Genomic DNA, 11,505 nt, shown 5'->3' with positions numbered 1-11,505 from the left:
CTCACAGCTTAAGGCGCCATCACCTGTTTAAAGCTGTTGAGCATAGAACGGTCAGTACGCGCTTTCTTTAATTTCCGCACGCACTCTTTCAGTGACTCATCGGCTAAGCGACCGAAAATACCGTTGTACTCATTCTCATTGATGGCCTCATCGGTATCGGCCTGCTCAGAAATCTCCTGGGCGACACGGCTAAGTTGCAACCACGCATTGGCAATATAAAAACCATGGAACTCAGCCTGCGGCATTAAATTGCGCGCACTGGCGGGTAATGCTTCCCAAGCCGTGGCAAATTTGTCTTCGCGATCGAGTAACAACTCGGCACATAAACCTTGGTAAGCCGCTAACAGACTCTCTGGCATTTTTGCCATAGGTAGCACTTTATTGGCAACATTGTGGGAAATCCGCTCGGCGGTTTCACGATACTCAACTGATACTTCAGCCATAATAACTCTCTTATCCTAAGCGGCTCAAAATTGGCCACTAATATATAAACCATAGACCCCATTATGGGCCAAAGGTGTCACTGTGATCCCTTTATAGGGCTCAGTAAAATACCAACCCGCCAGTGCGCCAATGGCTGCGCCTGCGAGCACATCTTCTAAATAGTGCTTATCACTCTCGACTCGGGTGTAGCCCACATAAGTTGCGGCAAGATAGGCAGGCAGACCATATTGCCAGCCATAACGCTGCTGAATAAACGTGGCCGCCATAAAGCTGTCCGAGGTGTGCCCTGACGGAAAAGAATCATCACCACTGCCATCGGGTCTATCCTTACTGACACCCAGTTTGAGCCCTTCGACTATGACCCTGCTCGAGACTGCTGCTTTAAGTAATTGCCACGAGCCTTCATTCCCCTCTTCATAGAATAGGGTCGCGCCCAAAGCCGTCGCTGGCAGGAGTAGATGAACCACATCGCCCGAGGTTTCGATATCATCCGAGTTTGCCCAACTCGCTCCCGTAAACAGCAACAGGACGGCACAGAGTAATTTTTTCAAAGGGTTTCCTTATTGGGTGAGATCCAAGGCGACGTTTATACCTTGATAGTGGAATGAATGCAAAAATTGCAAACTTTACATGTAAACAAGACGTAAAAAGTTTATGCTAAGATAATGATTAGCTATCTGTTTCAGTGCGAACAGGAAACCTTTCCCTTGCCACACACTCAGCGTAATTTATCTCTGTTTCTGATGCTGCTGTTAGTGCCGCTAAGCCTTGCCGTTGCAGAAGAAAAGCCACAGATCGATCAAATATTCAAATTATTTGAAAGTGGTGAGGTTATGGCTCGCGAGTCGGTAGAGCAAAATATCGCGCTACTGGATAAACTGATTGCCAGTGATGATGTAGAACACATCGAAAAGTTAAAAATGCTCAAATGCTGGAATCAACCAGCCGAGACAGAAGCTGAAATCCTTCTCGCCCGAGACAAAGCACAAGAAGCGCTGAATAGCATTCCCACCACAGCCTCAGTCCATTTTGCCACCGATCTAACCCTATGCCACTCCTGGTTTCTACAATTAAGTGGAGATATTAATGGCGCTATGGAAGGGTATTCTCGCAGCATTAAAACTGCATACGAACATGAAGATATCAAGCTTATCGCCGATGCCCGCAGCTTACGTGGCGCACTCTACTCCTATATTGGTGACTTTTCCGCCGCCTTAGACGATTTAGTCACCGCACAAGGGCTGTACGAATCCTTAAATTTAACTGGCTGGGCAAACATCAATCTAACCGACATTGCCACCAGCTTTAGGCGCTATGGTGATCCCGAGAGTGCAATCAAGTATTACAACAAACTCAAAGAGTTATATCTAAAGAAAGGGAACGAGGAGCAAGTCGCTAATGTCACCTCCGATATAGGGATTGCCTTAGATGAAATGGGCGAGCACGAACAGGCCATTGAAAACTTTCGTTTTAGCTATCAGTACTTTAAAAAGCATCGACTCAACAATGCCGCCGCGGTCAACGCCACTAACATCGCCTACAGCTTGATCCAACTAAATCGTTTAGATGAGGCCGAAAAATATCTAAAAGAAGCCGAGTTAGAGATCACGGCGAACGAACCCGCAGCCTACAGCTTTATGAAGTTGTTTATGGGCAAAATTCGTTATCAACAAGGTCGCTATCAAGAGGCGTTAAGCGAACTCGCCGACGCTGAAAATGCGTTTCGCGCCATGCAGAATGATCGCGGCTTAGTTCAGCTGTTGCAACTCAAGAGCGAAGTCTATGCGGCGATGAATGATTTGCCGTCGGCCTATCAAACTTTACAGCAGTTTGTCGCCTTGACTCGAAAGGTGGAAGACAATTCGTTTGCGCACCAAACCACTGAGTTAAAAGTAAAATTTGATACCAGTTGGATTGAGTCAGAAAACAAACGCTTACTCGATAACCAAAAATTAAAGGAACAAGAGTTAGCACTGCTCGAGAAAAATAAGTCGCTGCAACTTATCATCCTACTACTCACGGGCTGCATTTTGGCCATAGTGTCACTCTTTGCCTACAAACAAGTGCACCGCAATCGTCACCTACAGACCATAGCCCTAACCGACTATCTGACCCAATTGCCCAATCGTCGATACATCTATGCCAAGGCGGAACAATATTTTCAACAGGCGTTAAAGCAACAAACCCCGTTATCGGTAATCATCTTCGATGCGGATCATTTTAAAAAGATTAACGATAATTTCGGCCATGAAATTGGCGACCAAGCACTATTAACCATAGCCCAAGCCAGCCAGGCATTAACTGCTGACCGCAACTTGATTGGCCGTATCGGTGGCGAAGAGTTTTTAATTTTATTACCCAATACCAACGCCGAACGCGTGTGGGAACTCGCCCATGAGCTGCAAACCTTAATCACCCGTTATGGCGCCATTAATTTACCCGTAGAGTTAAAGCTAACTGTAAGTGCAGGGGTGGCAACTTTAAATACCGAATTAGGCAAACAAGATGACAGCTTTGCGCGTTTGCTTAAGCGTGCGGACAACGCCCTTTACGACGCTAAAAATGCTGGTAAAAACTGCGTCAAAGTCGCAAAAGCCACGAGCTAACTTTTAGGTATTGCGATGCCAAAAGATTTGATGTTGAAGAGGTGGCGGTAAGGCGCCAAACCATTTTTGATAGAGCCGTGCAAAATCTCCTGATTCTTTAAGCTTTTCTAACTCAGCTTGCCATCGTTGTACCGTGTCGGAAGACGTTCCTTTTGAGAATGCCAAATAAAGATGGATTTCGGAGAGCACATAAACGGGTTTGATATCCGGCTCCTTCGCGCCAATATCTTGCAATATATGCTTGACCGCCAAATCGGCCTGGCACCAAAACCGCACCCGAGAAAACAACAACTGTTTAGCCGATTGTTGCGGAAAACTCGCCACTAAGAGGCCATCGATACCTTGCTGTTGCAGTAATTGCGCGCCAACCGACTCACGATACACGCCTACGATCCCAGCGTTATTAACTTCGGATAACTGATTGATGCTAATGGGATCATCAGCTCTGGCATAAAGAGTAATTTTACTGGTGGCAATGGGGCCGATAAAATCGAAATGGCTTTCCCGTTCATCGCTGATAGAAGTGGCAAACAACAACACGTTCGGCGACGAATGAGCAATAGAGTAAGCCCGCGCCCAAGGTAAAACTTCAATTTTTTCCTGCTGCCCAACACGCGTCTGCAATTGATTAACAAGTTCAACACCAAAGCCGGTTGGCACGCCATCTTGCTCAAAGCTCATCGGTGGCCAAGCCTCTGTCACTAACCGCACCGTCTTGGTTGCAGCTTCTGTTGCCACATCTGTTGCAGCTAAGCTAATGCCTGCATAGCCTAAGCTTACGCACAATAATAGGCGATAACCGTGTTTGCAAAGGGTCAGCAACATAGACAAGACCGAAGGGGAAAGTTACTACTCATCATAGATCTAATTTACACACCGAAGAAAGTAACAATTGCTGTTTGGCTAAAATCCCCCAAACACTAAACTCGTCCGCTGCGGCTTAAAACTGCTATCATAGCGCCATCCTATTAAGCCCAATGCCGTTTCCATGTCGACCACAGTGACCTCTCCCGCCAATATTCCCGACGCAGCCACCCTTGGCCGCCTTGCTCTGCAAATCAAGACTTGGGGAAAGGCGCTCGGTTTTGCCCAAATAGGGGTCTGCGACACCGACTTAACTGCGGAAGAGCTCAAATTACAGGCTTGGCTGGATAAAGGATATCACGGGGAAATGGGCTACATGGCGACCCATGGCATGATGCGCGCTCGCCCCCACGAATTGCACCCAGGCACAGTTCGAGTGATTTCAGCACGGATGGATTATCTACCGCCAGAGGCAGGTTTTGCCACTAACTTAGCCTCGCCGAATATGGGCTATATCTCGCGTTATGCGGGCGGTAGGGATTACCACAAACTCATCCGTGCTCGCTTAAAAAAACTGGGGGATCAAATTAGTAGCGAGCTTGTCTCTCTCGGGTTCGATGCTGCCGACTTTAGACCCTTTGTCGATTCTGCCCCTGTGCTCGAACGTCCACTCGCCGAAAAAGCTGGCATAGGCTGGACAGGTAAGCACTCACTTATCCTTAATCACGATGCGGGCAGTTGGTTCTTCCTCGGGGAATTACTGATCAACCTGCCTTTACCCGTAGACATTCCTATCCAGGAAGACTGCAACACCTGCGTGGCCTGCATCACCTCCTGCCCAACAGGCGCTATCGTCGAGCCTTATACCGTGGATGCTCGGCGCTGTATTTCTTATCTGACAATCGAGTTACAGGGCGCTATTCCAGAGGAGTTTCGCCCTTTGATGGGCAATCGCATTTACGGTTGTGATGATTGTCAGTTGGTGTGCCCGGTCAATCGCGAGGCACCGCTGACTAAGGAGACTGATTTCCACATTCGGCCTAAGCTCAAGCAGCCAGAACTGCTTACCTTGTTTGCCTGGAGCGAAGCCGAGTTTCTCAAACAGACCGAAGGCAGCGCCATTCGCCGTATTGGTCATCAGCGCTGGCTACGCAATATTGCCGTAGCCCTAGGCAATGCGCCGAGTTCGCCGCAAATCATCGCCTCCCTCGAGCAACGTAAAGCCCTAGTGGATGTCGATGATATGGTGAAAGAACATATCGATTGGGCCCTAGCACAGCAACACTCAGGAAGCTCACCAGCCAATAACCGTAAAACGGAGCGACTGGTTCGGGTGATTCAAAAAGGCCTACCACGGGATGCCTAGCATCTTAGCTTAAGCTTTAATTCATACTGGCAACAATCACTTGTGTGGCATCAAAACAGGCAAAACAAGGCTCGCCTACTTTGAGCGTTTGAATATCGGCCAATGGCATCACCGAATAGATAATATCTTTACCGCCAATTTCTATGGCTAATTCAGCCTTATCGGCCAGTTCTGTCACACTCAGTAAGTGCCCACTGACGCAATTTTGCCCCACGCTCAGGCAGGCATCACGACTGGCCGTCACGGCTGGCGCCTTAAACAACAATAGAATCGATTGATTAAGCGCTAACTGCAGACGCTGGTAACTCGCATGGGTCACTGAGATTTGGATCTGCTGCCCCCCCGCCAACGTCACCTTCAGGCTGTCATTCAAGCCGAGCGGTTCAATGCTATGGATACGTCCCGTTAACTGGTTGCGGGCGCTGGTTTTAAGGGAGAAATGCGCCATCACATCTAACAAACTGTGCATATCGACCGAATCATCCAGCAACGCTGACAGCGCCATTTCCTGCACCTGCGAGGTGATGGAATACACCTTAAGCAAGCGCTCACCAAACTCGGTGAGTTTAGCGCCACCACCGCCCTTACCGCCCTTTTCGCTGCTGACGACAGGCTCGGGCATAGTGGTATTCATCTCGTTTATCGCATCCCACGCGGCCTTATAGCTAATCCCCGCCAACTTCGCGCCTTGGCTGATAGAGCCAGTATTGGCCACTTGGCGAAGTAAAGCTATCCGCCGAGGATTGGCAAAGGGTTTGTCCCCCAATGACAGTGTCAGTAGTGCGTGTAAGTCCATGTTCCTGCGCGCCTAAACTTAAGTGAATGTTATTGTCCCCGATCAATCTTGAGATACCAATACGCACAGTCGGAAATATCCACCAAGGCATTGCTGTTTTGGCAGATAAATCGAGCAGAGATCACTAATTTACACATCGGGGCTTGAACGACCGATATATAGATTGGTATATAACGATTACTTTTTATCACGGAGGAACACCATGAGCTCGCTCAAACACTTTTTACGCTTTACCACAGCCTCAGTCGTTGGCTTAACCCTCAGTTGCAGCGTCACCTTTGCAGCAGACAAAGAGCAAGTGACTGTTTTTGCTGCCGCATCCCTCACGAACGCGCTGAATGAGATTGGCCAGCAATATGAGAAAGAACATCAAACGAAAGTGATTTTCTCCTATGCCTCCTCCTCAACACTCGCAAAACAAATTGCCAATGGTGCGCCTGCCGATCTGTTTATCTCCGCCAACCAAAAATGGATGGATTACCTCGTCGATGCCAAGGCGGTGAATGCCGATAGCCGTATCACCCTGTTAAAAAATACCTTAGTGCTGATTGCCGAAAAGAATAGCCCAGTAGACCAAGTCACCCTAAACAGCGATTGGGATATTAAGGCCGCGGTCAATGGCAGCCGTTTAGCGGTGGGCGATCCTGACCATGTCCCAGCTGGACAATACGCCAAGCAAGCGCTTGAAAACCTGAATCTTTGGAAAACCGCCGAGCCACTGCTGGCGAGAGCAAATAATGTCCGCGCTGCTCTAGCATTAGTGGAACAGGGCGAAGCCCCGCTCGGTATCGTTTACTCGACCGATGCCAAAGTAGCGCAAAAGATTAAAATTGTGGCAACCTTCCCCGCCACTAGCTATAGCCCGATTGAATATCCCAGCGCCTTAACGAAGCTGGAATCCACCGCCAGCGCTAAAGACTTTAATCAATACCTTCAAGGCCCAAGTGCCACAGCAGTATTTGAAAAATATGGCTTTGGAGTGAACTAGTGCTGAGTGATGTTTTAGTAAGTGGCTCGCTGTTTGACGGGCCACTACTCAGCGAGTACGAAACCGCCGCGCTGCTGCTGAGTCTCAAAGTCTCAGCGGTTGCCGTGCTGGCCAGTTTACCCTTAGGCATTTTATGCGCTTGGTTGTTGGCACGCGTTGAGTTTCCCGGTAAGGCTATCTTCGACAGTCTGCTGCATCTCCCATTGGTGTTACCGCCCGTTGTGGTGGGTTACCTACTGCTCATCAGCATGGGGCGCCAGGGCGTAATCGGGCAGTGGCTCTATAACTGGTTTGGCGTTAGTTTTAGCTTTAGCTGGCGCGGCGCGGCACTCGCCGCAGCAGTGGTCTCCTTTCCTTTGATGGTCAGAGCCATACGCCAATCCTTCGAAACCGTCGATATTCGCCTCGAACAGGCGGCGCGCACCTTGGGAAGCAGTCGCTGGCGGGTATTCCTAACCATCACCCTGCCGCTCACCTCGCCCGGCATAGTCTCGGGAATGATCATCGCCTTTGCCCGCAGCCTTGGGGAATTTGGCTCAACCATCACCTTCGTCTCTAATATTCCCGGCGAAACTCGAACCATTCCGCTAGCCATGTATTCCTTTATCGAAACACCGGGGGCGGAATATCAGGCGATGCGCCTGTGTATCATCTCGATAGTGATAGCACTGGCTTCTTTGCTCGCCTCCCAATGGCTCACAAAAAAGGCCCTCAAAAGAACGGCAAGTGTATGTTAAACATCAATATTGAAAAACAACTCGGCCAACTGCAACTCAAGGTGAACACCCAGTTACCGTTACAGGGCGTCACCGCCGTATTTGGCCGCTCGGGAGCGGGCAAAACCTCTTTAGTGAATTTACTCGGCGGATTAACCACGCCAGACAAAGGCGAAATTAGCCTTGGCGATACGCTGTTGTTTAAACATAAAACCGTTAATCTGCCCCCTGAAAAACGTCGGATTGGCTATGTCTTTCAAGAAGCGAGGTTATTTCCCCACTACAGTGTGAAAGGCAATCTCACCTATGGGATGCGCCATAAAGCACCTGAATTATTCGACAAAGTAGTCTCACTACTGGGCATAGAAAAACTCTTAAGCCGCTATCCCAGCACACTCTCTGGCGGTGAAAAACAACGGGTCGCCATTGGCCGCGCCCTGCTCACCTCGCCGCAAATGTTGTTAATGGATGAGCCCTTAGCCTCCCTCGATTTACCCCGAAAACGCGAATTACTGCCTTACCTACAAACCCTAGCGCAGGAATTGAAGCTACCGATCGTCTATGTCAGCCACAGCTTGGACGAAATCCTGCAACTCGCCGACCATATGCTGGTGTTGCATCAAGGAAAAATGATCGCCCAAGGACCGCTAACACAGGTATGGAATAGCGAACAAATGCGCCCCTGGGTGCCATTGCAGGAATTAAGTTCACTGCTGAGCGCCAGAATCGCCGACAGACATCCCGATTATCCAATGACAAGACTGTTGATGGATGATGGCAATCAGCTCTGGGTCAGCGGCCAACTGCCACCCACCCATAAACAGTTAAAGGTGCGCATTCAAGCGAACCATGTTTCGGTTTGCACTGAGGAACCTAAAGGCTCGAGTATTCGTAACTTACTCAAAGGAAAAATAAAAGAGCTCTACCCCAGCGATAATGGCGAGCAAATTCAGCTTAAAATTGCCCTAGGTAAAGACGAACTGTGGGCCAACATCACCCCATGGGCTTGTGACGAGTTACAACTGACACCCGGCAAAAATATTTATGCCCAAATCAAAGGCGTGACTATGACGCAGATGGATATTGCCGAATCCCACTGACGCAAATAATCAAAACTATAGGCTTGTTGAATATCGGTCAATGAACAAACCACTCTATTTGAAAAACAGAGAGATAAGGTAAATCTTCATATACCAGCTTAAATAAATGAGCATTTTCCATGCATTTGAAGTATGAAAGCTGTCATATCAAATCTGTGAATATCGACTACACTGGGGCTCGAGCAGGAAATGGTTTCCTCGCTTGCGCTATGCAATGCCTTAAAGAAGAAGGAGCAATTCCATGTCAGGATGGTATGAATTAAGCAAAAGTAGTAACGATCAATTTAAGTTTGTGCTTAAGGCTGGTAACGGAGAAGTCATCCTCACCAGCGAACTCTACACGGGTAAGAGTGGTGCCATGAATGGTATCGAATCCGTTCAAACCAACTCCCCTATCGAAGCCCGATATGCCAAAGAAGTGGCAAAAAACGATAAGCCGTACTTCAACCTAAAAGCCGCGAACCATCAGATCATTGGCACCAGCCAAATGTATTCGAGTACCGCAGCGAGAGACAACGGGATCAAGTCGGTGATGGAGAATGGGAAAACCACGACGATTAAAGATCTAACCTAGATCGGTATGTGCAGAGTGGTGATATTTAAGGAAATAAACGTACCAATAAAAAGCGGGGTTTAAAGCGGTAAGTATCTAACAATGCTGGATTTTAGATACAAAAAAACCGACTCTAGGTCGGTTTAGTCCCTTTGTAAGGGATGGTACCAGAGGACGGACTCGAACCGTCACGCTTTTAAGGGCGGTGGATTTTGAATCCACTGTGTCTACCGATTTCACCACTCTGGCATTATCAAAATTAGAGCTAACAAAAACAACTAGCTGGCTCTAAGTGCTGGGAATTATACCTTTGCCTTTGACAATGGCAAGCCCTTTTCAAAGGCTGGGTGGCAAATTAGTTTTAACCGCTCAAAAATCCAACTCTGATAAACCAAGGCCAGTTATTCGGCCCCATGGGCGAGTAAAAATTGGGTATATTCCTTATCACTCTTTTGAATATGATTGACGAGCCAGGCTTTTAAAAATGCCATAAGTTCATCGGCCACATCTTCACCTCTCGCTACCCGCTTTTGAAAATCAAGCACTTGACCAACCAACTGGGCATGCTTTTCCTTATGGGCCACGGTTTGAGGATAGCCAAAACGGGCAAACAATTCTTCTTCATAGGAGAAATGGTTCGCGGTGTAATCCACCAGCCCTTGGACGATGCGCTTAATCGCTTCGAGTCCGTATGCCTCACTTAACGTCCGGTGTAATTCATTGATTAATGAAACTAAGCGTTGGTGCTGACGGTTAATCTCTGGCATGCCGATATCAAGCTCAGGCCCCCATTTCACAAACTGTTTGCTTTGTGCTTGGCTTGAATTAAACAACTTGGCATCCACATGGAATCGATGCAGCAGGGAGCCAATTTCCTGCGACATGTTATACACCTTAAGGCTGGATAAGTTGGTGTGGTTGGTATGGCGCGCATTTTTTAATGCAAGATCAGCCATCACACTGATATTTTTGTTAATTTCTTCGGCAACCGCATGTTGCTCTTCGGATGCCGTAGCGATTTGGTGGGACATATCGGTAATGCTTTCAACCTGAGTCACTATATCCCCGAGGGCTTGATGAGCTTGTTCCACCATCAGGGCAGTTTCGTCGGCGATGGTGACATTCTTAAGCATCACTTCCACGCTCTGCTGCGCGCCCTTTTGCAAGGTTGTAATCTGCAGTTGAATTTCCGCGGTAGCCTCTGAGGTGCGTTTAGCTAAGTTACGCACTTCATCGGCAACCACCGCAAAACCGCGACCATGCTCACCGGCACGCGCACTCTCAATCGCCGCATTGAGCGCCAATAGATTTGTTTGCTCCGCCACTTGGGAGATGGTTTCAATAATACTGCTGATGCTATTAGTATCGTCGGCAAGATGCTCAATAACGCCTTTAGTTTGGTGAATTTGCGATTTCATATCGTTGATTTTATTTACGATAGTGCCAATTAGCTCATCACCATGTTTCGCCGAACCTTGGGCAATATCGGCCGCTCGCGCCGTACTGGCGGCATTTTGTGACACTTCTTGTACGGTGGAGACCATCTGTGTCATGGCCGTTGCTGCCAGTTCGGTTTGACGCTCCTGCTCGAGCACGCCCTGTTTTGCCTGCTCGCTGATCGCTTTGATATCGGTCGCGACTTTCTTCATCCACTCGCTGGTATCGACGAGGGAGAGAATCGTGCGACTAACATCCTCGCCCATGCGGTTGATACTGTGGACGACCGTGATAAACACACCCGCATCTTTCTCATCGAGCTGATAACTTAAATCCCCATCGCCTAAGTGATGGGCTGCGCGTTCTAAGTGCCTTAAGTTACGGCTCAATTTGTTAATGTTTAAAAAAAGAATCACGGCAAGAGCAATTAAACAGAGCGTCGCCACCCAATGCGCACTAGTGACTAAACAATAGAGGGGATATAAGAGTAAGACCATAGGCGCAAAGATAATACCGTAGCCCATGGTGCCATTCTTAGCTGTAACATTGGCCATTTTTGGCTCCTTCCAAAATGCAGTCGACTCAATCAACAACTCGTTAGGTAAAGTTCAGATCTCAATATCATTTCGTGACTGATACTCTTAAGACTAGTTCTTAACGAGACAAGAAACAAAGCCAAGACAATAGAGATAAGT

Annotated in this window: 11 protein-coding genes and 1 tRNA gene; 6 read left to right on the top strand and 6 right to left on the bottom strand. The window is 48.2% G+C overall.

What is annotated here, in order from left to right; translation table 11 throughout:
* Window positions 1–8: 8 nt before the first annotated feature.
* Complete coding sequence (locus SHEWANA3_RS03940; RefSeq protein ID WP_011625248.1) at window positions 9–443, bottom strand: DUF3069 domain-containing protein; 435 nt, start codon at window positions 441–443, stop codon at window positions 9–11.
* A 24-nt stretch (window positions 444–467) separates the two neighbouring features.
* Window positions 468–995 (bottom strand): phosphatase PAP2 family protein, encoded by a 528-nt coding sequence (locus SHEWANA3_RS03935; RefSeq protein ID WP_011715907.1) that lies wholly within the window; start codon window positions 993–995, stop codon window positions 468–470.
* 114 nt (window positions 996–1,109) lie between these two features.
* Between SHEWANA3_RS03935 and SHEWANA3_RS03930 the strand changes: the two genes are divergently transcribed.
* Entirely contained in the window at window positions 1,110–3,050 is a 1,941-nt protein-coding gene (locus SHEWANA3_RS03930) for a tetratricopeptide repeat-containing diguanylate cyclase (RefSeq protein WP_011715906.1), read from the top strand.
* Between the two features lie 3 nt (window positions 3,051–3,053).
* Here SHEWANA3_RS03930 and SHEWANA3_RS03925 read toward each other — a convergent pair whose 3' ends face one another.
* Window positions 3,054–3,875, bottom strand: a complete 822-nt coding sequence (locus SHEWANA3_RS03925; RefSeq protein ID WP_041412548.1) for an ABC transporter substrate-binding protein — start codon at window positions 3,873–3,875, stop codon at window positions 3,054–3,056.
* A 163-nt stretch (window positions 3,876–4,038) separates the two neighbouring features.
* Between SHEWANA3_RS03925 and queG the strand changes: the two genes are divergently transcribed.
* Window positions 4,039–5,220: a tRNA epoxyqueuosine(34) reductase QueG gene (gene queG / locus SHEWANA3_RS03920; protein ID WP_011715904.1), complete on the top strand. Its 1,182-nt coding sequence runs from the start codon at window positions 4,039–4,041 to the stop codon at window positions 5,218–5,220.
* Window positions 5,221–5,236: 16 nt separating this feature from the next.
* On the opposite strand, the gene SHEWANA3_RS03915 is transcribed toward queG, so the two are convergent.
* Window positions 5,237–6,016, bottom strand: a complete 780-nt coding sequence (locus SHEWANA3_RS03915) for a TOBE domain-containing protein (protein WP_011715903.1) — start codon at window positions 6,014–6,016, stop codon at window positions 5,237–5,239.
* Window positions 6,017–6,218: 202 nt separating this feature from the next.
* Here SHEWANA3_RS03915 and modA point away from each other — a divergent pair, with 202 nt between their 5' ends.
* The 4 genes from modA (at window position 6,219) to SHEWANA3_RS03895 (ending at window position 9,394) form a co-directional block, all read left to right on the top strand.
* Window positions 6,219–7,004, top strand: coding sequence for a molybdate ABC transporter substrate-binding protein (gene modA / locus SHEWANA3_RS03910; RefSeq protein ID WP_011715902.1), 786 nt, complete (start codon window positions 6,219–6,221; stop codon window positions 7,002–7,004).
* The gene (gene modB, locus SHEWANA3_RS03905; RefSeq protein ID WP_011715901.1) at window positions 7,004–7,741 is read left to right on the top strand and encodes a molybdate ABC transporter permease subunit; all 738 of its coding nucleotides are present in this window, start codon (window positions 7,004–7,006) and stop codon (window positions 7,739–7,741) included. The genes modA and modB overlap by 1 nt, the downstream gene beginning before the upstream one ends.
* Window positions 7,735–8,820: a molybdenum ABC transporter ATP-binding protein ModC gene (modC, locus tag SHEWANA3_RS03900; RefSeq protein ID WP_011715900.1), complete on the top strand. Its 1,086-nt coding sequence runs from the start codon at window positions 7,735–7,737 to the stop codon at window positions 8,818–8,820. The genes modB and modC overlap by 7 nt, the downstream gene beginning before the upstream one ends.
* A gap of 241 nt (window positions 8,821–9,061) precedes the next feature.
* Window positions 9,062–9,394, top strand: a complete 333-nt coding sequence (locus SHEWANA3_RS03895) for a YegP family protein (RefSeq protein ID WP_011073636.1) — start codon at window positions 9,062–9,064, stop codon at window positions 9,392–9,394.
* 141 nt (window positions 9,395–9,535) lie between these two features.
* On the opposite strand, the gene SHEWANA3_RS03890 is transcribed toward SHEWANA3_RS03895, so the two are convergent.
* Window positions 9,536–9,622, bottom strand: a tRNA-Leu gene (locus SHEWANA3_RS03890).
* Between the two features lie 152 nt (window positions 9,623–9,774).
* Entirely contained in the window at window positions 9,775–11,364 is a 1,590-nt protein-coding gene (locus SHEWANA3_RS03885; RefSeq protein ID WP_011715899.1) for a bacteriohemerythrin, read from the bottom strand.
* Window positions 11,365–11,505 lie beyond the last annotated feature (141 nt).

Source organism: Shewanella sp. ANA-3 (assembly GCF_000203935.1).
GTDB lineage: Bacteria > Pseudomonadota > Gammaproteobacteria > Enterobacterales > Shewanellaceae > Shewanella.
This window is presented reverse-complemented; position numbering and strand designations above follow the sequence as displayed.